Origin of the sequence: Shewanella sp. ZOR0012 (assembly GCF_000798835.1) — a bacterium.
Classification (GTDB): Bacteria; Pseudomonadota; Gammaproteobacteria; order Enterobacterales; family Shewanellaceae; genus Shewanella; species Shewanella xiamenensis.
In genome coordinates, this window is the sequence record NZ_JTLE01000094.1 from 2,960,821 (window position 1) to 2,986,999 (window position 26,179).

Sequence of the window (26,179 nt, forward strand, 5' to 3'; positions counted from 1 at the left end):
TGTCTTTGATGTAGCAAAAAGTTGGAAGCATAACTCAAAAAGAAAGCACCAATATTACCGTTTAGGTTGATAGTACTATAAGCTCATCAGCTCTAAAAAAGAGAGGTAATAAAGTTGCATACTAAAACCATCGTCATTATGCTCGACTAACGAGCTAATATCGGTGGTTTTTTATGGCTTCACGATTAAATGGCTGTTCAGAGCAGCAATTTGCCAAGTGGATAAAGGAAGGTTGAGGTGGTGGCCAGCATGCAGACTACAAACCTTGGTTAACAATTAGGGATTTCCCTTCTTGAGGGTGAATTCACCGTGTATTTGTCCACAAATAGCAAAGAACTCATCACCATTTTTCAGATATAGAACTTTCGGTATTTCTGATACTGGAGTCACGCTGAGAAGTCACCCAAATCCGTGAGCTGCGTATTTCGATGATTAGGATTTCACCCGCTGGTTTTCATCATTATTTTGTTTTTAAAAGATTTTTCTATTTTCCATTCTCTTTTTGAGGATTTTTGTAGGAAATAGAATTTACATACCAGGTATGCTCACCTAATGGTGTACTGACCACAACTTCGTCATCTACTTCTTTTTTCAGCAAAGCACGAGCCATTGGCGCATCGATCGAAATATAGTCATTTCTACCATAGATCTCGTCAGGGCCAACTATACGGAAGTTCTTTGTATCACCCGCATCATTTTCGATTTGTACCCAAGCACCAAAAAATATTTTTCCATCTTGTTGGGGGGAATATTCGACAACCTTCACAGCTTCAATGCGTTTTCTCAGATAACGCACACGCGAATCAATTTGTCTAAGTAATCTCTTGTTTTCCTTGTAATCAGCATTCTCTGAGCGATCACCAAGACTCGCTGCCCAAGTCACTTTCTTCGTTATTTCAGGTCTGTACTCACGCCAGAGGTAATTAAGTTCTTTATTGAGTTTCTCGAACCCTTCTCGGGTAATTAGGTTGGTTTTCAACGGTGTATTCCTAGTCCTTGTTTACAAATACTGTAATGCTTTTTTAATCGCATCTAAGGTTGCAACAGGGAAAAATGTCTCTTGTTTATCGACGGTTAATATACTTCCATTTGGGCCTAGCTCCAATCGTTGTCGGCGCAAAAACTCCGATGAGATTAGGTGCTCTAAAGCATCACGTTCCAAGTTGGTGAGTTTAGCGGTTGTTGATGCGGATGAATCGCCGTCAAATATCTCAATAACTTGATCGATTGGTGCGATTTCTTCTGCTAATTTTTCCGCTGCAATTTTCTGAGAATAGAGGATGTTAGCTTGAAGTTTTACAACAGGATCTTTTAGTTCATCAATCCATGCGTAGCGTTTACTTTTGCTTGTTGTTGTGTTCGATTTTTCAGATTTTTCTATGGTTTTTACGAAGCTAGCAATAAGTGTTCTATATGGTTCTCCTGTTTTATTGCGAATGCTCTGAGCTGCTGGGACTCCACGGCCCTTTCCAAGCCGTGCAATAGTAGAATAGCCAAATTCGCTTAGCCCTCTTTCTTGCTGTTCAATGCAAATTTGATAAATAGCATCTAGTGAACTCTGAATGCGTGAAGAGACCGTCTTCTTTAGTTGTTCAAGTACTATTTGAGGGGAGATTTCTGACATATTAATTTACCAACTTTAGAGGGGTAGATTTTGCGAATAACTCTTTGATATCACGTGTCGATAACGCATCGGTCTCTGTGAAGTCGTTTAACCCTAGACTGCCATTAATAAGCTTATCGATCTTTTCCCAGCTTTGCAGTCTTGTGAGCATTAGTTGAGTCATTTGATTGCCAACAGCTAGTTGTTGCTCTTCACTAAGGAACACAAACTGTGGGTTCAACCCATTTTGAATCAATACTTTATCGAGAGCCTGACTGCGTCTGGTTACGGCTAATTCGTCGCTACAGCTATGATAGAGTTCGGCATTTTCACATACTTCAGATAGCTGCTGGAAACCACTGACATCATCCAGCTTAATATTTATTTCAAACTCATGAGGTACGATCAAATGCAGCTTGGAACTGTTTCGAGGCTTTTCTTGGTTGATAACGTTTTTGCAGCTAATCAGGTGTTTATGGATGGAATTCATATCAGACATATATAAGTCCATTTTCTTCGCTCTAGTCTCTATCTCGGAATTTAGTTTCCGTCTTTCGGCTTGGAGTTGTCCTTTCTCCTTTTCGAGTTTATCCAATTGCTCATTGTGGGATTTTTGTTGATAGATTTCATGTGAGATCACATCGATTTGGGTTACAGTTTGACTTAGCTCGCCTTCTAACTTTGCGTAGCGATGTGATTGAGTATTAACAGCTAAGCTTATTTCATTAAACAGTGCCGCTAGTCCCATCATAAAGGCTGGTCCAGTAACAAAGAATCTGCATTGAATGCAATTTTGCTCCCCTAGGTACCCCGCATTGACTGGGTGGTAGATATTCGCTTTCATTGCCACTGGAGCCCCGCCTTCGCTACAAAAAGCGCCACCAACAGGGCACATGCCAAAATCTTTAAATAGATAGCTTGAAGCTGGCCGAACATTATCTATGGTTTGCAGAAATTCTTGGCTATTTGCTACCAACTGGCTTTTACACTGCTCAATTCGTTGAGCCTCTATGAAACTTCTTAATGTATCTGTGCTTTTGCTTAATGCTTGCTTTTCTCCGACCTCTAGTCGTTCTCGAATATTTGCGCCTGTTTTGCCACTTTTTATGTAGTAGATAGACATGATAATAGACGAGTGCCCGACTAGCTTCATAATCACTTCTAGTGGCATGCCGAATTCATAAGCATAAGCATTGATCAGGCTTACTCGCATGGAATGAGGCGTATATTGCGACTTAAAGCGTGAAATAGGGATACTCTGTAATTGTTGTAGTTGTTTGTAGCTCTCTTTATAGTTTTGTCCGTTATAGGTTGCGGAATCCAACTGCTCTCCTGATGAGGAAAATAGTGCTGCTGCCAGCCTTGTTGCTAAGCGTCCACCAAATGTACCTGGTTCGTTTTCTTGAAAGTCTCGAAAGAGGAAACAGTTAATACCTTTTTGTTTTCTTTGGATCTCATTTAAGTTAGTTCGGGTGCAATCAAGCCATTTTGTCGGTGCTACGATAGGGTTGTATTTTTCTTGCCATTTTCTTAACTTTATCAGCCAGTAAGCTAACTCCAGTGGCATAAATGGGATGGCATAACCTTCGCCGTTGAAGTTAGTCTTATTTGAAGTGTAGTAAACACCAAAGTCATTATCTTTTGTTTTGCTGACCATGCTTTGACGTGTGGTGAGACCCGCTAAATGACTTAAGTTCTCTTGCCATACGACAGTACCATTTTGAATGTCAGGCATCTCTGTATCTGCTTCACCTGAGTCGCAATAAATTATTTGCCTTCCCCTAGCTGGTAACTGCATTAATGCATAGGTATAGGACCAATAAATAGGCAACCATAGGAACGTTTTTTCACCTTCAACTTTAGTAACACAGTCAGGATCTGAGGGGTCAATGGGGAATGAATCATCGATAAGAATCCAGTCAGCAGAGAACTTATGAAGGTGATGCAGTTCTGAGTAGCTAGTCTGGTTGAGCATTGAGTTCGGAGGTAGGATCCATTCTCTGGCGTCTTTTACGAATTGATAGGGTAGGGCTAGTTTGTTCGTCTCATTGATTGATACTGGTATTTGCTCACCATCGAAATTGACATGTGAAAAAGGATTTTTGGCTCCTTTTATACGAGATATCTCTCCCGTATCTTCATCTTCAATCGTTAGAAAATTAACAATTATCCAGTTTAAATATTCATTGATTGAAAAAAGCCACTTCTTTTTACGTGTAATAGGAACTTTTTCAAACAATTTGAGCATTGGTTGAATGTTGGTTTTTCCTCTGATTAAGTATTCCAGTGGTGAAGTGTCAAGGTTATTAGGCTCAATATATTCTCGAACAAACTCACAAAGATCTTTTGCTTTGGTGTCCCCCCCCTTTGCAGATTTTAAAAATTCGGTTATCGAGTTGGCCCATCCTTTCCACTGTGGCTCAAAATACTTGACTTGATATGGTCTTGTAGTGCCGAAGAAGTCAAATGTATTTGTCCACCCTTTTCCTCTGTATAACTCAATCGGGGATGCAGGAATATGGGGATCATTTAGCTTTACGCGCATTTTTTTATAATCTGCCAGAGTACGACATTTTTGCTCTATAACTATCGAGCGCAGTTTTTCATATGGGTATGGACGAGGGATATCTAACAGATCGAACCAATCTATCCAATTTGTAAATTTTCTATTTGGGTTTACAGGTAATTGTTTGTATTGTTTTTGTGTTTGTCGGTAATGTCGAGAATCTTTTATGCCAAGAGTTCTGCATGCTTTTTTTAAACATTCTATGCACGTTATTTTTTTAGGTAAGAGAAATGTTGGCCACCCTGTCCAATCTTGAGCATAAACCCTATTGGGAGTAGCAGGTAGAAGTGGATCTTCACTATAACGCAGGTTGTACTCTTGCTGTGTAATGATGCTCAATTTCTGTGTAGCTTGCTGAGCATCAGCGAGATTGGAGTAAAATCTCTTTCTTTCACCTAAGAAGTTCTGCCAATTTTGCCATTGATGAACATAGTAATTATGTGGATTAGATGGCAACCTAGGGTCTTCACGATAACGTTGTTTATAGTCTAATTGTGTATTTATTCCTAGATTTCGTGTGGCATCTTGAGCCTCGATTAAGGTGGGATATAAGCATTTTTTTTCCTGACCTAGGAATCTTGACCAGTTTTTCCAGTCTTGTTTATAGATGTTACTTGGGGTTGCTGGTAAGAGAGGATCTTCCTTGTACCGTTGATAATATTCACATGATTTAGTGATGCCTAACATTAACGTAGCTTTCTGTGCTTCGGCGTAAGTGAGGTAGTATTTTTTTTCCTTTATGCCAAGAAATGCCTTCACGTTTTGCCAATCTTGGCTGTAGAAGTTATCGGGGGAAGAGGGTAAGCGTGGGTCTTCATGGTAGCGCTTGTTATATTCAGCTCGGGTATGTATGTCGAGCAGTTGTGCGGCTTTTTGAGCTTCGATATAAGATGGATAGAAATTTTTTCTCTTTTTGCCCAGAAATGCTGGCCAGTTTTTCCAGTCTTGCTTATAGGTTTGATTAGGGCAAGCGGGTAAACGTGGATCTTTACTGTGGCGCAGTGTGTATTCTTGCTGTGTGGATATGCCTAATTTTTTTGTGGCTTCTTGTGCGTCAGTAAGGGTTGGATAGAAGTTTTTCACTTCCTTTCCCAGAAATTTTAGCCAGTTTTTCCATTCATTCTTGTAGGCGATATGAGGGCAAGAGGGTAAACGTTGATCTTCACGGTAACGTCGTGCATATTCTGGCTGTGTGGAGATACCTAATATCTGTATGGCGTGCATGGCTTCAAGAATTGTAGCGTAGAAATTTTTTGCTTCCATACCGAGAAATGTTGGCCAGTTTTGCCAGTCTTGCTTATATATATGGTGAGGGCAAGAGGGTAAGAGCGGATCTTCCTTGTAACGTAGCTTGTATTCTGACCATTTAGCAATCCCCAATGCTTGTGCGGCTTTTTGAGCCTCAGTTAGAGTCTGATAATGGATTTTCACTTCCTTCCCTAAAAATGCTGGCCAGCTTTTCCATTCGCTGTTATAGACATTATGTGGGCCGGAAGGAAGGCGTGGGTCTTCCCGATAACGATCTTGATAATTCGTTACACTGGTGATGGTCAATACCTCTACTGCCCGTTGGGCCTCAGCTAAAGTGGGATAGAAGTTTTTTCTCATAATCCAAGCTCTCTCGCCTTGTCTCTAATTTCTTTGTCTTGTGGTTTTATATAGACAAGACAACTATCGGGACTTTTATGATGCATCGCTTTTTGTATTTCTAATTGGTTGAAGCCTGATGTTGCTAGTCGATAACCATAGGAATGCCTGTGAGAGTGTTGGCTGGTGCCGAGATGTTTCCCTGATACAAGACCAACCCGCTCCACAGCCCGCTTGTGTTTTTGAATGAAGTTTTTCTTTGACTCTGGCTCACCTTTTGAGTTGGTAAAAAGATATGGATGAGCTCCATCAACTCTTACAGCTAGGTATTGCTGCAGTAACCAAGTGAACTCACTTGCTTTGCTATTAGGAAATAACATTACATCAAATGATAGGTTTCGATTTGTTAGCAGAGGTTGCTTCCAGCCGGAATACAGCTTATGGGATCGTTTGTATTCATTACGTGGCTTTTGATGAAAGCGACAGTTTAAGTAGTCTCTGCGATTTGAAAACCCTGGTTCAGGACTTACACCATCACTAGGATGAAAAACCGAAACTATTGCAGATCCATTTTTAGTATCAATAGCAATGTCACTTGTATAGATATGAAAACATTCAGATAATCTTAATCCGCCATAATGCATCAGCATCACAATTAACAGGCTCCCGAAATCCATGTAGCCGGTTCGGGTATTGAGAAAACCATATTGTAAGAAACGTTCGAAATGTTTTTCTGGGAAACGATGTACTGATTCAATCGCCAGTAAATGATTCAAGGGGCCTTGAATGTTGCGCACCACAGAGGATTGATGTTTTGATGGATTGCTAAGATGGTTTAAGAAACAGTTTGACTGACGTTTATAGTAAGCGCACCAGCGCATTCTCTCTTCAGCTGTAGTGGCTTTTCTTAATGGATTTAAATTGGGTAGCTCATGACCATGAAGTTCATCTAGATAGTCGCAATAGAAGTTGATGTGGCCAAGTAGTACGTTAACATCTTCAACCCTTCTTGATTGCCAGTACAAACCAGATTGGTCATCGTTTGAGTTATCTATAGAACCAAAGCAAAGGGTATCGACAAAAGAGCGAAGCATCTCCGTGGCCGAAGTAGAAGTATTTACATGGGCATTAATAAATTTCAGTAGTAGTTCTATTGCAAATACATTTCGTTCAATCCAAGATTGAGATCTGTGACGTTTTGAATAGAGGAATCTAAGATACGATACAAGGAGACCCTTTTCAGTAAAAATTGCCGGAAGAGTAACCATTAAAGCTGACTGATTCGCTTTATAGTTTACATGCCTCTTTAGAACGTAAGCCAAAACACCTTCCCCGACAGTTATAGTAATTAAGTATATAGTTAATGGTTCTTATTATGTCAAAGGTAACTAAGTAAGCTAATAAATTGGTTGTCATTACTGTTTTTTATTTACTTTAGTATGTGTACTAGAGTGGTACTAATACACTTATAATAAAAGGCTTTTGCGTCAAATAGATAGCCGTGTTCGCTATTTGGTTAAGCGCCTCGAAGAGCTCAAAATTGTCGACTATTCTCCCCAGCAGGAAGGCAAAATTTACTTTGGTGCTTGGTTTGAGCTTGAAAACGACGCGGGTGAGCGCGTGCGTTATCGGATTGTCGGTAAAGATGAGCTCGATACTAAACTGGGTTATATCACTATTGATTCCCCCATGGCACGGGCGCTTATCGGCAAACAAGTTGATGATGAAGTGGTGGTGCAAACGCCCTCTGGCCCAAAGACATGGTATATCAACGAAATCCGTTATACGCCGTTCGACACCTTGCTTAACTCGGCGCTCGCGGACGAGGGGGAATAAACCTCCCGAGATCAAACTCTCGGCGATTTTCAGCGGCAAATCGCTCGCATCATATGAAACAACGACTGCGCCTGTGGTATCTTGGGCGCAATTAGGATTAATCAAACCGTTAGGCACGATACTTTATTTATGCAGACTATTGCCCAAATTATTGCTCAGGAACTCAATGTTCGTGAGCATCAAGTCACTGCCACCATAGATTTGCTCGACAATGGTGCCACTGTTCCCTTCGTCGCCCGTTATCGTAAAGAGGCGACTGGTGGTTTAGACGACACCCAGTTACGTACGCTGTACAGCCGTTTAGGTTATTTGCGTGAGTTAAATGACAGACGTCAGGTGATTTTATCCAGCATTCAAGCACAGGGTAAATTAACGCCTGAGCTGCAACGGGAAATCGAAGGCGCCGATAGTAAAACGCGTCTCGAGGATCTGTATCTTCCCTTCAAACCTAAGCGCCGCACTAAGGGCCAAATTGCCATTGAAGCGGGATTAGAGCCGCTGGTCGAAACCTTGTTAGCGGATCGCAATGCCGATATTGAAGCATTGGCTGCGGGTTATCTGAATCTAGAAGCGGGTTTTGCCGACACCAAAGCGGTGCTGGAAGGCGCCCGTTATATCCTAATGGAGCGCTACGCCGAAGATGCGGAATTACTGCGTAAAGTTCGTGAACATTTAAGCCAAAACAGTGTGTTAGAGAGCCGTGTTATCGCCGGCAAAGAAAAGGACGGCGCGAAGTTTCGTGATTATTTCGAGCACAACGAACCTTTGGCCAAAGTGCCATCTCACCGCGCTTTAGCGATGCTCCGTGGCCGTAATGAAGGCTTCCTGTCATTATCGATGAATGCCGATCCCGGTGCAGAGGCCGGTCAAGGCAGTTATTGCGAAGTCATCATTAGTGACCATTTAGGTTTAAAGCTGGGCGATAGCAGTGTGGATCAGTGGCTCAAAACGGTCGTTACTGCCACATGGCGAATTAAAATTGCCCTGCAAATGGAAACCGAGTTTATCTCGCAAATGCGTGAGCGCGCCGAAGCGGAAGCCATTAACGTATTTGCCCGTAACTTGGGTGATTTGCTGATGGCCGCGCCAGCGGGCGCCAAGGCAACCATGGGCCTAGACCCAGGTCTACGTACTGGCGTTAAAGTCGCCGTGGTGGATAACACGGGTAAGTTGGTGGCACACACCACGATTTTCCCCCATGCACCACAGAATTTATGGGACAAGTCGATTCGTACCCTGGCCAACTTAGTGCAAATGCATAAGGTAGAGTTAATTGCGATTGGTAACGGCACCGCCTCCCGTGAAACCGATAAATTAGCGGCTGAGTTGATCGCCAGCCTCAAGGATAGCCAACCACAGCTGACCAAAGTGATGGTGAGCGAAGCGGGCGCCTCGGTGTATTCCGCATCAGAGCTGGCGGCGCTGGAATTCCCTGAGCTAGACGTTTCGATTCGCGGTGCGGTCTCAATTGCCCGTCGTTTACAGGACCCATTAGCGGAACTGGTGAAGATTGAGCCGAAGTCTATTGGCGTTGGTCAATATCAACACGATGTGAGTCAAAGCCAGCTTTCTAGCTCGCTCGAGGCCGTGGTCGAGGATTGCGTAAACGGTGTGGGCGTGGACTTAAACATGGCATCTGTGCCTTTGCTATCGCAAGTTGCAGGTTTAAATAAAACCTTGGCCAAAAACGTGGTGGATTACCGCGATGCCAACGGCGCCTTCAAAAATCGTAAAGAACTGTTAAAAGTACCGCGTTTAGGCCCTAAAGCCTTTGAGCAAGCCGCAGGCTTTTTACGTATTCGTGACGGCGATAATCCATTAGATATGTCAGCGGTTCACCCCGAAGCCTATTCGCTGGTCGAAACGATTGCCAAGACCAAACAAGTCGATGTGGCCAGCCTTATCGGCAATTCAGAATTATTACGCAACATCAAACCGCAGGAGTTTACGACTCCTGAGTTTGGTCTGCCGACAGTGACCGACATCCTTAGCGAGCTAGATAAACCTGGCCGCGACCCCCGTGGCGAGTTTAAAACCGCTAAGTTTAAAGATGGGGTTGAAGAGCTTAAGGATCTGAAACCTGAGATGATCCTTGAAGGCGTTGTCACCAACGTGACTAACTTTGGTGCCTTTGTGGATATCGGCGTGCACCAAGATGGTTTAGTGCATATCTCGTCATTAACCGACAAATTTATTACCGATCCCCATACCGTGGTCAAAGCGGGTGATGTGGTAAAAGTGAAGGTGATGGAAGTGGATGTGGAGCGCCGCCGAATTGGCCTGAGTATGCGTCTGGATGAGGCGATTGATCAGAGTAAGTCGCAAACTCGCACGCCAGTGCAGGGTAAGCATCAGGGTAACAAGCCGAATCAGCACAAAGCGTCACAACACAAATCATCACAACCTCAGTCTGGGCGGTCAGCACCCAAGCCAGCCCCTGTCAATGCGGCGATGGGCAATGCCTTTGCTGATGCTTTCGCTAAACTGAAAAAGTAAGTCATCTCGATGCGACTCGGGCATTAGCATGTGCCCGAGTCGACATTTTTTACCCCTCAATCACAAAATTGTTGCATGTTTGCTACGACAGGTAATATAAAGGCGGCAATTTAATGCAACCTTAAGCCAGATCGGTTGTCATATAGCAACTTCTGGTAATTTTTCAAATTGACACTCCAAAGCTGAGTGTGCGTTTAATGTTTTTGGGGTAATACATGCAGTCAGGTTTATCTGCTGGTGGACGCAAGGGCGCCCACGGGCCCTTTCGCGTCATTCTTATTTTCAGTCTGTTAGTACTGGCTATTGCTACCGCTAGCCGAATCGGTTTAGGCCTGTGGCAGGGCGAACGTGTAGCCGCTGTTGACGGTTGGTCGCATTTGTTGCTGCAAGGTATTCGTGTCGATATTGCAACCCTATGTTGGTTATGGGGTGTGGCTGCTTTAGGTACGGCGATATTTTCGGGCGATCATTTGATTGGCCGAGCATGGCAATGGATTCTGCGTTTATGGCTAACCATAGGCCTCTGGACTATCTTATTCCTCGAAGTGTCGACGCCCGCCTTTATTGAGGAATATGGCATTCGCCCTAATCGTTTGTATGTGGAGTATTTGATTTATCCCAAAGAAGTGCTGTCGATGCTGTGGGCGGGACGCAAGCTTGAGCTGATTTTTTCTGTGGTGCTGAGTATCGCAACCCTATGGGGCGGCTGGGTATTGAGCGGTAAGTTGTGTAAAAACCTGCGTTTCCCCCGTTGGTATTGGCGCCCGGTGTTAGCCGTGCTGGTTATCATTTTGACCCTATTGGGTGCGCGTTCAACCTTAGGTCATAGACCGATTAACCCTGCGATGGTGGCATTTGCCGATGATCCATTAGTAAACTCCTTAGTGATTAACTCCGCTTATTCTTTAGTATTTGCGATCAAACAAATGGGCAGTGAGGAAGATGCTTCTAAGGTGTATGGCTCCTTGGACAAAGATGAGATTATCAAGGTCATTAGGCAGGAGAGCGGTCGCCCTGAGAGTGCGTTTACCTCAAATGAACTTCCCTCTCTGAGCTTTAACCAAGCCAGTTATACCGGAAAGCCTAAAAATTTAGTGATCCTGCTGCAAGAAAGTCTGGGAGCCCGTTTTGTGGGGAGTTTAGGTGGTTTGCCGTTAACGCCAAATATCGATGCCCTCTCACAGGAAGGCTGGTATTTCGATAATCTCTACGCCACTGGCACACGCTCTGTGCGCGGAATTGAAGCTGTTACGACTGGTTTTACCCCTACGCCAGCCCGTGCGGTGGTGAAATTAGGCAAGAGCCAGACGGGTTTCTTCAGTATCGCTGAATTGTTAAAAAATCACGGCTATACCACCCAATTTATCTATGGTGGTGAGAGCCATTTTGACAATATGCGTAGCTTCTTCCTCGGGAATGGTTTTAGCGACATTATCGATCAGAAGGATTATAAATCTCCTGCGTTTGTCGGCTCTTGGGGTGCTTCTGATGAAGATTTAATGCGTAAGGCAAATAGTGAGTTTGAGCGTCTGCATAGCGAAGGTAAACCGTTCTTTAGTTTAGTGTTTAGCTCGAGTAACCACGATCCATTCGAATTTCCCGATGGCCGTATTGAGCTGTATGAGCAACCAAAACAAACCCGTAATAACGCGGCAAAATATGCCGATTATGCGATTGGTGAGTTCTTTAAGCTGGCCAAAAATGCCGACTACTGGAAGGACACCGTCTTTATTGTGGTAGCTGACCATGACAGTCGAGTCGGTGGTGCGGATCTGGTGCCAGTATCGCGTTTCCGTATTCCTGGGTTAATCCTTGGGGATAATGTTGCACCAAAACGCGATCACCGTATCGTGAGTCAAATCGACTTACCGCCAACCTTGTTATCTTTGATTGGTATTTCAGACTCTTACCCTATGTTAGGGCGTGACTTAACTCAGGTCAGCGATGATTGGCCTGGACGTGCACTGATGCAATACGACAAAAATTTTGCGTTGATGGAAGGCAAGGATGTGGTGATCCTGCAGCCAGAGAAAGCGGCGCAAGGTTTCCAATATGATGAAAAAACTGAGCACTTAACGCCTTATGCGCCAGCGGCGCAGGCGCTGGAGAAAAAGGCCTTAAGTTGGGCTCTGTGGGGCAGCCTAGCCTACCAGCAAGAGCTGTATCGCTCGGGTAACTTGAGCAAATAACCGCATAAAAAATGCCGCTTAATCAGCGGCATTTTTATTTCTACACGCCATAACCCATCAAATCCATGACGACATGGCGGGCTCGGCCTCTGGTTGAGTCTGTTGCGCATAATATTGGCTAATACGTTGCCCAACTTGTTGATAAAACTGAGGTGACTCCCCTTGTATAGGTTGACGAGCGGCGCTGGTATTGGTTTTTGCATTAGTATTTGTTGGCGGAGTATTGTTTTGGCCAACCTTTAAGCGAATATCCTTGCGTTGCAAGGCCGCAGGACCTCGGACTGGCACCCTAAGCGTTTTAGGAAGTGCGCGATCAGCAGCCACAACTGGAGCTTGTTTTTCTTGCTGTTGTTGACTCTGTTGCTGCGAGGATTGCTGTTGCTGCTGCTTTTGTTGAACTTGTTGCTGATTTTGCTCAAGTAATCGAGCCTGTTGCTGAGCTTGGTCAGCAGTACGTTCATTTTGCGGGTTAAAGGCGCGTTCTTCATGGCCTTTAGTCGCAGCCTGAGGTGGGATTACCACTGGTTTTAGCTGATTGTCGACCCGAGCCGAGTCCGTCGCGACATTCGTGGTCGCTAGCGGAACTTGGGGGTAGTTACTGACAAGCAGCATGAAAAATTCCTTGTAGCCTTAATGGTTAAATACTAGCCACTAATTGCACAAAGATAAAGCATTAGTCCTTGAATTGTGCCAACCAAGGTAAGAGTGCTTGTAAGAATTCTTGCCTATGTGACACGAATGGCGCGTGGGATGCTTTGGCGAGCATCACATCGGTGATGTGGCTTGCTGTTGGCATTTTAGGTTGGACGCGTTTGGGCACGAGTCCATCAAGCCTGCCCCAAATCCGTAGCCAAGGTTGGCTGATGCTCGATAACTGCGGTCTCAGATCAACTTGATTCAGCATATCAAGGCCTTGAGTTAATGCCGCAGCATCGGGAAGTGGGCGAGCTAAGACTAAATCCCGTAGCTGTTTGATATCGTCTTTGGCAGTTTCACTGCCCATGGCCTGAATTGCTAAGAAGCGCTCAATGGTTTTAGGTAAGTTTTGCCCAAGCTGCTCGCCAAACATACTGAGCACTTGTGGCGGAATACCGGGCCATGCTTCTGCTTCCCTTGCCATAAAACAGGGGGAAGAGGCGATAGTGACTAGTCCTTTAATCCGCAATGGATAGCGAATGGCAGCTTGAGTTGCCACTAAACCGCCCAGCGACCAGCCAGCCCAAATTGCATTGGCGGGTAAGCTACTGATTAACGCATCGACCCAAGCAGATAAATCGCCCGCTATCGGTTGGCTTAAGCCAAAACCCGGCAGATCGACATAGTGCACTCTATACTCAGACAGTTGCTCATGCAGCGGCGTAAACACGGCGCTATTAACCCCCCAACCGTGGATCATCACCAGATCTGGCCCTTGGCCAATGGTTTCGATATGCAGTTGGGGATGATGAGTAGACGTTGTAGCGTTCACTAAAATACCTCAAATAGGATGTTGTATGTCGGGTGATAGCAAATGGATTTGGTCGCAACAGGGGGCGAAGCTATTACGCTTAGTCTCGCATTGGGGGCATCGTTGCTTGGCTGGCAGTTTACCTAACCGCTGCTTACTGTGCCACCAATCCCTAAATTCAACGGAAGCAGGATTTTGCCAGGTATGCCTGCAAACTGGCTTGTATCACTGCCCCATTTGCTTAGGTTGCGGCAAATCCATGCAACTTGAGCTGGAATATTGTGGTCAATGCCAAAAGCATCAGCCGCGAAAAGTCATCGCTCCTTGTAGTTATCATCAAGGCTTTGGCCCTTGGATAGCCGCTATCAAATATCAGGGACAACTTGCCGCCTTACCCTTATTGTGCCAAGCCTTAGTGACGCGCGTTGGTCAGCTTGAACAGCAAGGATTAACCACTCTACCCCAGGCCATAGTACCAGTTCCTTTACACCCCAACCGATTAAGGCAACGCGGATTTAATCAAGCTTGGCTCATCGCACATGAATTATCGAAGCAGCTCTCGCTCCCTCTGATCAGTGACGGATTGGTTCGGTTGCAAGATACCCGCCCACAAGCTGGACTCAATGGCGCGCAGCGGCGACGAAATCTACAGGATGCCTTTGAGTTAAATGCCGATTTTGCCTATCAACGGATTGCGTTAGTGGATGATGTGGTGACGACAGGCACGACGGTTGCGGAAATCGCCCGTTTATTTGAAGCGCGATACGTGCATGTTCAAATATGGTGTCTTGCACGAGCCGAAGCGCCAGGCTTGTTGGAGGCAATCGACTTATAGTTAGCAAAGATCGTTGCAGTTTAGCGTTACGAACGTCAAAACTATGTCAAAAAAACGGGATGTAAAAAATAACTTTTAGTTTTGAGATCAAATGTAAGTATATGTATCTATAAGTTTTGTTTGTTGCTTGTATTGAGATACCTTCTAATCATATTTTGTTTGGGGGTATTTATGGACGCTAAACGGGCGCTATCAAATGCCAATACGGCATCGACATTACAAGACGTTATTCAGGCGATAAGTACTGCTTTGAAACCGCACGGTTTTAGTGGATTCTGGTTTCAAGGGGTCGCACATTGTGCGTATGAAAACTATCACTTTCCAAAAGAAACCAACCTGTTCTCGCAAGCCTCGCTGCGTAAACCCACTGCCAGCGTAGCTTCATCCCCAAAAGTTGCCCAATTGCAGCGTTTTTATTTAAGTCAGATTGCCGCTAGTGACTTTAATTTTGGTTTTTCGTTAGATACATCAAAATCTTATATGTATCGTTTGTCGTGTGAGAAAAGTGACAAGGTCCGCCGACTTTTCAATAAACACCATATTCAAACCGTATTAAGTTGGCCCGTTGGATGCCATAGCAATAGACATTGGGTGGGTCGCTTTATCCTGCTGAGTCATCTGGATGATTCGGATATCCAATTAACGGATTTGAGCGCGACCTTAAAGGATGCCCAAAACAAGCTATTTGAATGTAATAAGTCATTGTTTAATCCGTTTCTTCAAAGTTCTCTACTGAAAGATAATGCGAGAGATATCTTAGTTATGGTCGCAAACGGCCTGCAGAATGATGAAATTTCAATCCAGCTCCCGATAAGTATTAGGGGAGTTGAATACCATATGGAATCAATGCGTAGGAAGTTTGGGGCGACGAATCGAGCAAACTTAATTCATCTCGCCCATCAATATGAGTTGATCTAAATATGTTGGTATTACTGGTTGAAGACAATCGGCTGCTCTCTAACAACATCATCCAATATCTTGAATTGAGTGGCATAGAGTGTGATTACGCGTTCAACCTAGCGCAAGCCGAAATATTGATCAGCCAGCAGCAGTTTGACGCCATTATTCTCGATCTTAATTTACCGGATGGTGATGGCATTGAGGCGTGTGAACGCTGGAAAGCACAGTGTATTCCCTCACCAGTAATCATGTTAACTGCACGTAGTAGTCTGAATGATCGCTTGAGTGGTTTTGCTGTTGGCGCGGACGATTATTTAGTCAAACCCTTTGCGATGGAGGAGCTGGTCGCGCGGCTAAAGGTGGTTGCCCAGCGCCGTCCCGCGCCCCAAAGGTTGACTATTGGTGACCTAGAAATCGATTTTGCAAACCACATGGTGTATCGGCAAGGGCAACTGTTGGTTTTGTCTAAAACCGGATGGCAGATCCTGGCTTTATTAGCGCGTCGTAGTCCAGAAACAGTGAGTAGAGAAGAGATTGAGCGAATGCTTTGGCCCGACTGTGCACCAGATAGTGACAGCTTGCGCAGCCATATTCATCTTTTGCGCCGAGTGATCGATCGCCCCTTTGAGCGGCAAATATTACATACAATTCGTGGCGTTGGCTTAAGCCTTAGGGATGACATCAATGCAAGCGCCTAAATTTAGCCTTAAGCGTAGCTATCAAGTGTGGGGAGTGATTTTTCTATTAATAACCTTAGGCGTGAATAGTTTTATCCCGCTTTGCATGATGTGTGCAGGTATGATTTCTATGCATGAAGTCACAATGCATAATGCAGGGCAAGCAGCCGAAGCATTACTGAAGGTGGCGCAGCCAACTCAGCAACCATTACAGCATCAGCCGATTTTAAAAACCGATAACTTAACCGTCTATTCTCATTGGCTAGATATTCCGCCACACATTCGTGAGTTAAGTCACAATGAAGTCTTAACAGATGCGAGCAAAATTCGCTATGAGCATGCAGAAGGCCCCATTGTTAACGCGCTGAGTGTGTACTACACCCAAGCTGGCCAGCCGCTCTACGTTTGGCTGCAGTTTAGTGTTACCCATGACTTGCAATTTGCCCCTAAAAACATGACGGCCATTTTGCTGCTAGTGCTGATAACCTTCTGTGCCAGTGCAAGCTTAGCGTTTTATATGCAAAGCAAAGTGATTACGCCTGTGCATCAAATTAGCCATGCGATTAAGCAGCATGACTGGGAAGCCGGAGGCAAACTGAGTTTGCCGCAACAAGAATATGCTGAATTAAAAGCTATTGTTGATGCTTTAGATAACTCGATTTTACAGCTTCAAGAGGCTCAGCAACGCGAACTTAATTTTTTACGCTTTGCTAGCCATGAGTTAAGAACGCCAGTTGCCATATGCCAATCTTCATTCGAAATCCTCGCATTACAACAAGGTGAGCTTACAGGGCCAACGCTGTATGCTTCCCAAGCGACCAATCAAATGAAGTCACTCATTGAAACCTTACTGTGGTTGACTAATAAAGAGTGTTCCAGCTTAGAAAAGGAAAACGTCGCGTTATCGCCTTTACTTGCCAGTATTATCGAGGAGCAGCAACGGGTTCATGGTCATGAGCAAAAAATTCAATTATTTTCTGACGATACTTGTTTGCCCGTTCAACTTCATCCGCTAAAAATAATATTAAGCAATTTATTAAGGAATAGTATTGAACATGGTGGGGTGGATATTAGCATTACTCAAGATGGTTATTATGTAGAAATAACTAATTCCTATAATAGTAATGGTCGCCATGGATTTGGTTTAGGGCTTTTACTGGTGAAGCGCCTCGCAAATCAACTGGGTTGGATTTTTACTAGCTCATCTAAAAATAATTTATTTACCGCTAGATTAGAAATGTCTAACAATTAAATAATTGGAGTTGTAATTTTACTGCATAAAACCACACACTTTTAAAATGCAAAAGCACTGTCGTGCTTAGATCACATAGTCATCATATTATTCGTAGTAACGTTATTATATAAGGTTTACTGGTTGGCAGGTATTTAAAAATACTTCCTAGAATACATGGTTGAGAGGGTTCTATGTGTAAAAAAAGTGTGGCATCTATTTTAGTTAGTACAATAGTATTTAGTGGTTCAGTATGTGCTGATGTGAATAAAACTAGCGTGGATTTAGGTTATAAGTTTTATACCAGTGACGCAAAACATGATAACCCAGGTGTTTTTAATCAGCCTTTTGTAAAGTTGAATCATTTGGGAATTGCTGATTGGGGGACTTACTTTGCTAATCTTAAGCTCGAAAATCCTGCTGAAATCGCGGAAAATCAGAAGCATCTTGATGGCAAAACTACCATTAAGTCATTATTGATACTTGAAAATAAGCTCGGAGAATCGCAGTTCAACTTTTGGACTCAGAACTTTATCTCTGCGAGTGAAACGCTAGTTGAAGATAATCTTTATTTAGGTGTTACCCATAATGCGAAAATTCAAAATCTATCACTCAACTATGGGGTCGGTTTAAATTATACCATAGGTAGCTTTTCCCCTACCTCTGAGAAGTTTAACGACCTGTCAGGTTATGCAGTAGTTTTAAATGCAAAGTATCCGTTTGAATTACTAGGGTTTAAACATAGCTTAAGTTTTAATTATGAGGCGCAAATTGATAGAGATAAAGCGCATCAAGCATTATTTTCATATGACAGCTATGGCCATCAGATAATCACAACGTTACAAACAAGCCTCACTGATTCAATTTTTTCAAAAATATATGTCACTCATTATGATAGCTGGGGATCACAATATAATGATGGAATTGAATACGGTGTGTCTGTTGGTTATCAGTTTTAACGGTTTGTCAAATAGATTGAATTTTTAATAAGTAGAATCTCATTTAATTTGGTGTTGTTCTATTTTTCATCAAAAATAATAAGGGAATTGTAATGCAATATAAAAAATCCATTATTGGTATTGCTGTCACTGCAACAGTAATTATTGCTGGCTGTCAAGTGACCCATCAAATAGTAAAAAGCCAGGGAACCGCTCAAGGTAAGCATGGCGAAGTGCAGGTCGAAACCACATTTAAAGACGGACATATTGTTGCGATTGATGTACTCAAGCAAAAGGAAAATAAAGTCCTTGCTGGCGCCGTATTTAAAGATGTTAAACAGGCAATTATTGATAATAACTCTATCGAGGTTGACGGTATTGCTGGCGCCACCGTAACGTCTAAAGCGCTTAAAGAAGCCGTGGGGAAAAGTATTGAAGCCGCGGGAGTTACTCTTGTTGCAACGGCTTCTGCTAAGAAAAGTGAGGCGTTAACTCCTGCAGAATATACCTATGATGTGGTGATTATTGGCTCGGGTGGAGCAGGTTTTAGCGCGGGTTTAGAGGCGAAAGCTGCGGGTCGCTCCGCTGTTATTATTGAAAAAATGCCAATTATTGGCGGTAACTCATTGATCTCTGGTGCTGAGATGAATGTGGCCGGTAGTTGGGTGCAAAAAAATATGGGGATTACCGATAGCAAAGAGCTGTTTATCAGCGACACGCTAAAAGGTGGCGATTTCAAAGGTGATCCAGAAATGGTTAAAACCATGGTCGATAATGCCGTCGGTGCAGCAGAATGGCTAAGGGACTACGTCAAAGTAGAATTCTACGCAGATCAATTATTTCAGTTTGGTGGACACAGCGTTAAACGGGCATTAATCCCTAAAGGTCACACTGGGGCTGAGGTCATTAGTAAGTTTTCGATTAAAGCTGATGAAGTCAGTTTACCGATCCATACCAATACTAAGGCTGAAAAGTTAATCCAAGATCAAACGGGTCGCATTGTGGGTGTAGAAGCGACACATAATGGCAAAACCATCACTTACCATGCTAAACGCGGTGTTGTGATTGCGACGGGTGGCTTCTCCTCTAATATGGAGATGCGTAAGAAATACAATCCAGAACTCGACGAGCGCTATGGTAGTACAGGCCATGCGGGCGGCACTGGTGATGGCATTGTAATGGCTGAGAAAATTCACGCAGCGGCTAAAAACATGGGATATATCCAGTCATATCCTATTTGTAGCCCAACCTCGGGCGCGATTGCCTTGATTGCAGACTCTCGTTTTTTTGGTGCGGTGCTAATCAACCAGAAGGGTGAGCGTTTTGTTGAGGAATTGGAGCGCCGAGATGTGATTTCACAGGCCATTCTAGCCCAGCCTGGCCGCTATACTTATGTGCTTTGGAATCAAGATATTGAAAACGTTGCCCATACAGTTGAAATGCATCAAGGTGAACTGAAGGAATTCACCAAAGACGGGCTAATGTACAAGGTCGATACCCTAGAAGAAGCCGCTAAAGTCTTTAATATTCCTGAAGATAAGCTGTTATCAACGATTAAAGACGTTAATCACTATGCCGCAACAGGAAAGGATGAGGCCTTTAATCATCGCTCAGGATTAGTCGATTTAAGTAAAGGACCTTATTGGATTTTAAAAGCGACACCTTCTGTGCACCATACGATGGGCGGCCTTGTGGTTGATACACGTACTCGTGTACTGGATGAACAAGGAAAGGTGATCCCGGGCTTGTTTGCTGCGGGTGAAGTGACGGGTTTAACCCACGGAACCAATCGTCTCGGTGGTAATGCTTATACAGATATCATTGTTTTTGGCCGTATCGCGGGACAAGAAGCTGCAAAATAATTTGTCTTTTATAGGATCTTTTTAGCGACTCAATTGAGTCGCTTTTCTTTTTATTAATGCTTGTTTACTCATGCATAATGCTGATGTTTAAGTGTTATTTATAAATTGCTAAATAAGGCTTGAATCGTGATCACTATGGCAAAAATCCATAAACTTGCGCCCAAGGGGACTACAAAGCGCGAGTGACTAGGAGTATCATACGGCTAATTCTTACTAAAACACTCAGGTATCCCCTGACGGAGCTGGTTTCCATGATTACGATTTCCGATGCGGCTCAAGCCCATTTTGTAAAGTTGTTAGCAGATCAACCTGAAGGCACTCATATTCGTGTATTTGTGATAAGCCCAGGTACCGCACAAGCTGAGTGTGGCGTGTCTTACTGTCCACCTGATGCCGTTGAGAGCGATGATATTGAATTAGCATTCAATGGCTTTAGCGCTATGGTAGACGAAAAGAGTGCACCTTTCTTAGAAGAAGCCTCAATTGACTTTGTGACCGATCAATTAGGTTCGCAATTAACCCTTAAAGCGCCAAACGCGAAAATGCGTAAAGTTGCGGGTGATGCGCCTTTAGTGGAGCGTATCGAATACGTGATCCAATCAGAAATCAACCCACAATTAGCAAGCCATGGCGGCAACATTATGTTGGTGGAGATCACCAAAGAAGGCGTTGCAGTATTGCAGTTCGGCGGCGGTTGTAATGGTTGTTCGCAAGTGGATATCACCTTAAAGGATGGTATCGAAAAACAACTGTTAGATATGTTCCCAGGTGAATTAACGGGTGTGCGTGACGTAACCGATCACCAACACGGTGAGCATTCTTACGCTTAAGCTTTTGAGTTGAGCTAAATATAAAAAACGCGACCTTGAGTCGCGTTTTTTATATTTGGCTTTGATGCTACAACTGAGTTTTTAGGTTATCTGCTAAAAACTTATCCAGCGCCTTAAAGGTGGTTAATCTGTGGTCATTGTTACTCAAATAATGGTCACCATTTTCAAGCTCAATATATTCGACGTTTTTCTTACGAGATTTTAGCTCGTCAAACATTTCGCGGCTGTGTTGTACCTTGACCACTCGGTCCTTATCGCCATGCAGTAGTAATACTGGGATGGTGATCTTATCGGCTTTGCTGATGGGCGAGCGTTCATAGAGGACGTTAAAGTCATCGCCAATTTGTTCTTTGACGACTTCATAATTGGTAAAACGGCGACTGGATTTTACTAGGTAAGCTACGTCTGTCACCCCAGCAACACTGACTGCGCAGCGATACAGTTCGGGTGTCATTGCTGCGCCCATGAGTGCTGCATAACCACCATAACTCGCGCCGACAATACAGATACGTTGCGGATCGCTAATCCCTTGATTGATTAGGTAACGCGTGCCATCTTCCACATCGTTTTGCATTTCGAGCCCCCAGCTTTTTAGGCCGGCTTTCATAAACTCATAGCCATAGCCTGCTGAACCCCGAAAGTTCATTCTGAATACTGCGTAGCCACGGTTGGCAAAAAACTGTGCCCAATAATCGAAGTCATTACTGTCGTAACTAATGGGGCCGCCGTGGGGGAAGATAATGGTTGGCAGTTGCTTGGCTTCGAGGCCCTTTGGCACTGTCAGGTAAGCATCGATTTTGAGTTTATCCCGCGCTTCGTAGCTTAAGTATTGCGTGTCGGCGAGTTGCTCGCTGCTGAGCTTGCTATATCTCTCAGCAATCGGAAACAGCGCCTTCTCATCCCTATCGCCAAAGTAATAGGTGCCGGGCTGAGTCGAGCTGGTGGAGTAGACGATATAGCGGCGTTCATTGGCGCTAAATTGGGTGATGTAGTTGTGAGCATTGGGTAATACCGCTTTCAGCCCATTTTGTAGGCCCGCATATTCAGGATCCCAAAAAGTATACTCTTCGCCATCACCCTCACTGATCCCAATAACTTTTTTCTTTAATTCTGAATAGATGAGATCGCCTTCGACATCGGTATTTTCGTTGGCGTACACCAGCTCCTTGGTGAGCTTAGGATCGGTTAAATTCACCTTAAAGATAGCTTCAAATCCTTGGTGATAGGCGCGTACGTACAGAATATTCGGGTCGGCATCAAACCCCAGTGGCCAGACACTCTCTTCAGAGAAAGCTTTAAAGCTCCAAAGCAAGCGAGACTCTGCTTTTTGTTCGGGCTGTTCGTAGATGCGGTATTCAGTATCATCGTTATAGATGGAAATTCGGACCTTGTGCTGCCTGTCGGTAACCCAGCCGATGATATTACGCTTAGCATTTTGAATGTAGGAGGACTTTCCCTGTGACAGATTGACTTTGAGTACGCTGTCTTCCCCTACATTTTGGCCCATGCCATCAAGGGATAGCAGAATATGTTCCGAGTCATCTGGCATCATATCAATAATTTGCCCTTGATGTTGGGGGATCCAACTGAGTCGATCGATAACACTAGGAGCAAGTACACTCGAAGTCTTTCGAGTGGTTAAATCGTACTTAACTAGGCGGGTTTCGGTTGTTGGTGTTCCATAACGATTTGCTGGAAACTGAGCTTTTATTAACAATGTAGTATTGTTTGCCCACCTTAACGACAGCATTACAAATTTTTGGTTATCAGTATGAACTGCAACGTCTTTTTCACCCGTTTCTAAATCGAGAATGCTGACAACGGTTCCCTTGAGTTTAGGTTGTTCGACACGAACAATGGAGGCAATTTTTTTACCATCGGGTGACAATTGCACAGAGCTGACATCGGGAATACTAGCAAAAGCCTCGACGGGAAGTTGTGGTACCGTTTGGGCAAGCAGTGGCAGGCTTAGCCACAGGAGCAGTAGAGGTAAAATCCTTTTCATTTTATATCACATTTATATTACAAAAGTTGTGCGTATATTAATCGGTCAAACCTAAGTAAGCTACTGTCTTTACTGAGTTAACTAACAATAAATGTCTTACTAAAGCGATAATGTGCTGCAAGGGTCAGGCTACGCGTTAACATAAAGGCTGTCATGGCCGCCCACAGAGCATGGTTAGCCTGCTCAGAAGGCAATAGCGATTGTAGTAAATACCATGTCGGAAAGAAGGCGCCAAATGTCGCGATAATCATGCTATTACGCATCACTTTACCCTGCGCCGCACCGATATAAACTCCATCGAATAGGTAAGAGCTAAAAGACCAAAGCGGTAGCAATACCAACCAAATCAGATAAGTCTGTGCTGTGGTTCTGACCTTATCAATACTGGTCAACAGTTCGATAATATGGCTTCCCCAAAGGCTAAAGATCAGTGTAAACCCAACTGCTGTGATGGCAGACCAACACCAGGCCAGCACCACGGCTTCATGCAATTGCTGCGCGCGTTTTTGACCATAGGCTTTGCCCACTTCCGCCTCGGCATAATAGGCGATGCCATCGAGGGCGTAGGAGATTAATAGCAGTAAATTTAATAACACTGCATTGGCTGCGACGGTATTGTCCCCAAGACCTGCACCGTGAAAGGTCATAAAGGCGAAGGCAGCTTGCAGGCATAGACTGCGGATAAAAATATCGCTATTGAGTTTGAGCAGTTTGCCGTAACCGGCAAACGTCAGATGGACACGCAATTGGTCAAATTTAAATTGAGATGACAGCTCAAGCTGTTGTAATACCATGTAGAGTGCAACGCTAAAGGCGGTGATATCGGCACATACTGAAGCGAGTGCTGCGCCTTTTACACCCCAGCCGAATCCCATTACAAACAGTACATCGAGGATAATATTGGCTAAGTTGGCGAGGATAAGCTGCCACATCGCCGCCTTGGGTTGTTGCCGGCCAAGGAGCCAGCCGAGCATAACTAAATTGAGTAGGGCGAATGGCGTCGACCAAACGCGGACTTGAAAATATTCTCGGCAATAACGCTCCACTTCCATACTCGCCTCGGAGAGGCCGAGCGCTAAATTCAATATCGGGAGCTGCAATAGGATCACCGCGATACCCAGTCCAGTCGCCAGCATCGCGCCTTGAACCAGCAATTTTAATTGGCTCGCGGTATCGTTTGCGCCATAGGCCTGTGCGACTAAGCCTGTGGTAGCCATTCGTAAAAAGCCTAATAACCAAATGATTAATGTGATAATCGTTGACCCGAGTGCGACGCCCCCTAAATAATAGGCGTCACTCAAATGCCCTATCACAGCGGTATCCACTAATCCCAATAACGGAACCGTGATATTGGAGAGGATCATCGGCAGTGCAAGCGCGAACAGTTGGCGATTTTTGGTGCCATTAAACAGCAGCGCGAGTGCGGTAGATTTTGCAGTAGTCATTGATATTGGAGGTATTCACATTATGGTTAAACGTGCGTTATTGGCACTCTTCGGGTTGATGACTTTTTCGGCCAATGCCGTGGTCATTTTACAGTATCACCATGTGTCAGAAACCACGCCGGCGGCGACGAGCGTCACGCCTGCACAATTTCGTGAGCAAATGCAGTTCTTGGCTAATGATGGCTTTAAGGTGATTCCGTTATCGCAGGTGGTCGAAGCGATAAAAAACAAACAAGATTTACCCGTCAAAACGGTGGCGATTACTTTCGATGATGGTTATCACAGCATTGCGACCACAGCGCATCCCATCCTAAAGGAATTTGGTTTTCCCTACACCTTATTTGTGGCAATTGAGCCTATTAAACAAAAGTTTACCGAGATGATGACTTGGGAGCAGCTCATCACGCTCTCCAAGGAAGGGGCCGATATTGCTAACCACAGCTGGGCCCATGAGCATTTGATCCGCAGGCTGGACAATGAATCTCAAAGCCAATGGTTGGCGCGAATTAAGGCCAATATTCAGGACACCGAAAATGCGATTCGCGAGGCGACTGGGCAGAATTTTAAAATGCTGGCCTATCCCTATGGCGAATACAATCAGGCGATTCAAGATATGTTGACCGAAAATGGCTTCGTTGCCTTTGGCCAGCAGTCTGGTGCGGCAGGCCCTTATTCGCCACTCACGGCATTGCCGCGCTTCCCTGTGGCGGGGCAATATGCGGATTTAAAGAGCCTAAAAGCCAAGTTATACAGTCTCAATATGCCAGTGCTTGAGCAAACACCTAGCGATCCTGAGCTTAAGGGCGGAAATTGGCGCCCCGAGCTTAAGGTGAAGCTCGATATGAGCGATATTTCGGCCAAGCAAGTGATGTGTTATATCCAAGGGCAAGGCGCTAAAACACCTACTTGGTTAAGTGAAAACGAGTTTAGCATTCAAGCCGATTTAGCCTTGCCAGCTGGCCGCTCGCGCTACAACTGTACGGCACCAAGTAAGACGCGCAATGGTTTTTACTGGTTTTCTCAGCCTTGGGTGAGACCGAAAGACGACGGTTCTTGGGTCAAAGAATAGTCTCATCTGCGATGGCTATTTAGGTTTATAGCTGTTGACGATTTTATCGAAGTCGCTGATTAAGGCCTCGTTTAGAATCTGAGGTGCTTTACCTAAGGTGACTGCGGGTTTAAACACCGCTACCCGCGTGCCTTGAGGGGAAACCAGCACATAGCCCGCACTATGATCGACCTGATAATTTTCTCCTTCACCTACCATAGCATAGGTGAGTCCTAGGCTGCGGGTGAGGGGGAATATTTGGGTTTGCTCACCCGTCACCGCCTTAAACTCAGGATTAAAGAAATTCACGTAAGTGAGGAGTTTATCTGGGGTGTCCCGCTTCGGATCCACGGATAAAAACACGATTTGAATGGGCGCAATTTTTTTCAGCTCAGGATAGGCGGCGGCGAGTTTGTTTAAGGTAGTTGGGCAGATATCGGGGCAGTAAGTAAAACCAATAAAAAATAGGCTCCATTGGTCTTTCAAATTCGCATTGGTAAAGGGTTGTTGCTGTTGATCGATAAGCTCAAAGGGCGCTAGCTCGAAGGCCTCTGGAAACAAAAAACCACTCTCTAACTCAACGGGCTTAGGTGGATTGAACTTCACTGCAAATAGTCCGCCCAATCCTATTAATAGAATCGCTATCACTAAGATCTTGTTGGAGATTCTTTGTTGCATATTTTG

The 26,179-nt window shown here is 44.4% G+C and carries 19 protein-coding genes and 1 pseudogene; 11 read left to right on the top strand and 9 right to left on the bottom strand.

The window, feature by feature from the left end; genetic code table 11:
• Positions 1–484: 484 nt before the first annotated feature.
• The 4 genes from greB to gmtY are packed head-to-tail and all read right to left on the bottom strand — an operon-like array spanning position 485 to position 7,078.
• Entirely contained in the window at positions 485–979 is a 495-nt protein-coding gene (greB, locus tag L976_RS14680; RefSeq protein WP_037425926.1) for a transcription elongation factor GreB, read from the bottom strand.
• 21 nt (positions 980–1,000) lie between these two features.
• On the bottom strand, positions 1,001–1,624 hold the full coding sequence (gene gmtX, locus L976_RS14685) for a gamma-mobile-trio protein GmtX (RefSeq protein ID WP_050991297.1): 624 nt from the start codon (positions 1,622–1,624) through the stop codon (positions 1,001–1,003).
• A gap of 1 nt (position 1,625) precedes the next feature.
• Positions 1,626–5,777 (bottom strand): gamma-mobile-trio integrase GmtZ, encoded by a 4,152-nt coding sequence (gmtZ, locus tag L976_RS14690; RefSeq protein ID WP_052184001.1) that lies wholly within the window; start codon positions 5,775–5,777, stop codon positions 1,626–1,628.
• Complete coding sequence (gene gmtY, locus L976_RS14700) at positions 5,774–7,078, bottom strand: gamma-mobile-trio recombinase GmtY (protein WP_037425931.1); 1,305 nt, start codon at positions 7,076–7,078, stop codon at positions 5,774–5,776. The genes gmtZ and gmtY overlap by 4 nt, the downstream gene beginning before the upstream one ends.
• A 139-nt stretch (positions 7,079–7,217) precedes the next feature.
• Between gmtY and L976_RS14705 the strand changes: the two are divergent.
• The 3 genes and pseudogenes from L976_RS14705 to L976_RS14715 form a co-directional block, all read left to right on the top strand.
• Positions 7,218–7,592 (top strand): annotated as a pseudogene (locus L976_RS14705) (GreA/GreB family elongation factor); the annotation flags it as partial.
• A gap of 129 nt (positions 7,593–7,721) precedes the next feature.
• The gene (locus L976_RS14710) at positions 7,722–10,088 is read left to right on the top strand and encodes a Tex family protein (RefSeq protein WP_047537839.1); all 2,367 of its coding nucleotides are present in this window, start codon (positions 7,722–7,724) and stop codon (positions 10,086–10,088) included.
• A 215-nt stretch (positions 10,089–10,303) separates the two neighbouring features.
• The gene (locus L976_RS14715; protein WP_047537842.1) at positions 10,304–12,277 is read left to right on the top strand and encodes an LTA synthase family protein; all 1,974 of its coding nucleotides are present in this window, start codon (positions 10,304–10,306) and stop codon (positions 12,275–12,277) included.
• Between the two features lie 57 nt (positions 12,278–12,334).
• Here L976_RS14715 and L976_RS14720 read toward each other — a convergent pair whose 3' ends face one another.
• Both L976_RS14720 and bioH read right to left on the bottom strand, forming a co-directional pair.
• On the bottom strand, positions 12,335–12,889 hold the full coding sequence (locus tag L976_RS14720; protein WP_047537845.1) for a hypothetical protein: 555 nt from the start codon (positions 12,887–12,889) through the stop codon (positions 12,335–12,337).
• Positions 12,890–12,950: 61 nt separating this feature from the next.
• Positions 12,951–13,745, bottom strand: coding sequence for a pimeloyl-ACP methyl ester esterase BioH (bioH, locus tag L976_RS14725; RefSeq protein ID WP_047537848.1), 795 nt, complete (start codon positions 13,743–13,745; stop codon positions 12,951–12,953).
• 25 nt (positions 13,746–13,770) lie between these two features.
• Between bioH and L976_RS14730 the strand changes: the two genes are divergently transcribed.
• The 7 genes from L976_RS14730 (at position 13,771) to nfuA (ending at position 20,997) form a co-directional block, all read left to right on the top strand.
• On the top strand, positions 13,771–14,559 hold the full coding sequence (locus tag L976_RS14730) for a ComF family protein (protein WP_047537851.1): 789 nt from the start codon (positions 13,771–13,773) through the stop codon (positions 14,557–14,559).
• A 171-nt stretch (positions 14,560–14,730) separates the two neighbouring features.
• Entirely contained in the window at positions 14,731–15,477 is a 747-nt protein-coding gene (locus tag L976_RS14735; protein ID WP_047537854.1) for a response regulator transcription factor, read from the top strand.
• A 2-nt stretch (positions 15,478–15,479) separates the two neighbouring features.
• Positions 15,480–16,157 carry a response regulator transcription factor gene (locus L976_RS14740; protein WP_047537857.1) on the top strand — a complete coding sequence of 226 codons (678 nt, stop codon included), beginning with the start codon at positions 15,480–15,482 and terminating at the stop codon, positions 16,155–16,157.
• On the top strand, positions 16,144–17,388 hold the full coding sequence (locus L976_RS14745) for a sensor histidine kinase (protein ID WP_047537860.1): 1,245 nt from the start codon (positions 16,144–16,146) through the stop codon (positions 17,386–17,388). Before L976_RS14740 ends, L976_RS14745 begins: the two co-directional genes overlap by 14 nt.
• 173 nt (positions 17,389–17,561) lie before the next feature.
• Positions 17,562–18,326: a nucleoside-specific channel-forming Tsx family protein gene (locus L976_RS14750; RefSeq protein WP_047537863.1), complete on the top strand. Its 765-nt coding sequence runs from the start codon at positions 17,562–17,564 to the stop codon at positions 18,324–18,326.
• A gap of 92 nt (positions 18,327–18,418) precedes the next feature.
• A complete protein-coding gene (urdA, locus tag L976_RS14755) occupies positions 18,419–20,167 on the top strand; it encodes a urocanate reductase (RefSeq protein ID WP_047537866.1) in 1,749 nt (582 codons plus the stop codon).
• Between the two features lie 251 nt (positions 20,168–20,418).
• Positions 20,419–20,997 (top strand): Fe-S biogenesis protein NfuA, encoded by a 579-nt coding sequence (nfuA, locus tag L976_RS14760; protein WP_037423725.1) that lies wholly within the window; start codon positions 20,419–20,421, stop codon positions 20,995–20,997.
• A gap of 67 nt (positions 20,998–21,064) precedes the next feature.
• Here nfuA and L976_RS14765 read toward each other — a convergent pair whose 3' ends face one another.
• Both L976_RS14765 and L976_RS14770 read right to left on the bottom strand, forming a co-directional pair.
• Positions 21,065–23,002: an alpha/beta hydrolase family protein gene (locus L976_RS14765; protein WP_047537869.1), complete on the bottom strand. Its 1,938-nt coding sequence runs from the start codon at positions 23,000–23,002 to the stop codon at positions 21,065–21,067.
• Positions 23,003–23,079: 77 nt separating this feature from the next.
• Positions 23,080–24,447, bottom strand: coding sequence for an MATE family efflux transporter (locus L976_RS14770; protein ID WP_047537872.1), 1,368 nt, complete (start codon positions 24,445–24,447; stop codon positions 23,080–23,082).
• A gap of 22 nt (positions 24,448–24,469) precedes the next feature.
• On the opposite strand from L976_RS14770, the gene L976_RS14775 reads away from it, so the two are divergent.
• Positions 24,470–25,516 (top strand): polysaccharide deacetylase family protein, encoded by a 1,047-nt coding sequence (locus tag L976_RS14775; protein WP_047540553.1) that lies wholly within the window; start codon positions 24,470–24,472, stop codon positions 25,514–25,516.
• A gap of 15 nt (positions 25,517–25,531) precedes the next feature.
• Here the strand turns inward: L976_RS14775 and L976_RS14780 are convergent, their stop codons facing one another.
• On the bottom strand, positions 25,532–26,161 hold the full coding sequence (locus tag L976_RS14780) for an SCO family protein (RefSeq protein ID WP_161808791.1): 630 nt from the start codon (positions 26,159–26,161) through the stop codon (positions 25,532–25,534).
• Between the last annotated feature and the right edge of the window lie 18 nt (positions 26,162–26,179).

Coding starts and splice junctions, on each gene's coding strand:
- gmtX (WP_050991297.1), bottom strand. CDS start 1,624: ATGTCAGAAATCTCCCCTCAAATAGTACTTGAACAACTAAAGAAGACG.
- gmtZ (WP_052184001.1), bottom strand. CDS start 5,777: ATGAGAAAAAACTTCTATCCCACTTTAGCTGAGGCCCAACGGGCAGTA.
- L976_RS14710 (WP_047537839.1), top strand. CDS start 7,722: ATGCAGACTATTGCCCAAATTATTGCTCAGGAACTCAATGTTCGTGAG.
- L976_RS14715 (WP_047537842.1), top strand. CDS start 10,304: ATGCAGTCAGGTTTATCTGCTGGTGGACGCAAGGGCGCCCACGGGCCC.
- L976_RS14720 (WP_047537845.1), bottom strand. CDS start 12,889: ATGCTGCTTGTCAGTAACTACCCCCAAGTTCCGCTAGCGACCACGAAT.
- L976_RS14730 (WP_047537851.1), top strand. CDS start 13,771: ATGTCGGGTGATAGCAAATGGATTTGGTCGCAACAGGGGGCGAAGCTA.
- L976_RS14735 (WP_047537854.1), top strand. CDS start 14,731: ATGGACGCTAAACGGGCGCTATCAAATGCCAATACGGCATCGACATTA.
- L976_RS14740 (WP_047537857.1), top strand. CDS start 15,480: ATGTTGGTATTACTGGTTGAAGACAATCGGCTGCTCTCTAACAACATC.
- L976_RS14745 (WP_047537860.1), top strand. CDS start 16,144: ATGCAAGCGCCTAAATTTAGCCTTAAGCGTAGCTATCAAGTGTGGGGA.
- L976_RS14750 (WP_047537863.1), top strand. CDS start 17,562: ATGTGTAAAAAAAGTGTGGCATCTATTTTAGTTAGTACAATAGTATTT.
- urdA (WP_047537866.1), top strand. CDS start 18,419: ATGCAATATAAAAAATCCATTATTGGTATTGCTGTCACTGCAACAGTA.
- nfuA (WP_037423725.1), top strand. CDS start 20,419: ATGATTACGATTTCCGATGCGGCTCAAGCCCATTTTGTAAAGTTGTTA.
- L976_RS14765 (WP_047537869.1), bottom strand. CDS start 23,002: ATGAAAAGGATTTTACCTCTACTGCTCCTGTGGCTAAGCCTGCCACTG.
- L976_RS14770 (WP_047537872.1), bottom strand. CDS start 24,447: ATGACTACTGCAAAATCTACCGCACTCGCGCTGCTGTTTAATGGCACC.
- L976_RS14775 (WP_047540553.1), top strand. CDS start 24,470: ATGGTTAAACGTGCGTTATTGGCACTCTTCGGGTTGATGACTTTTTCG.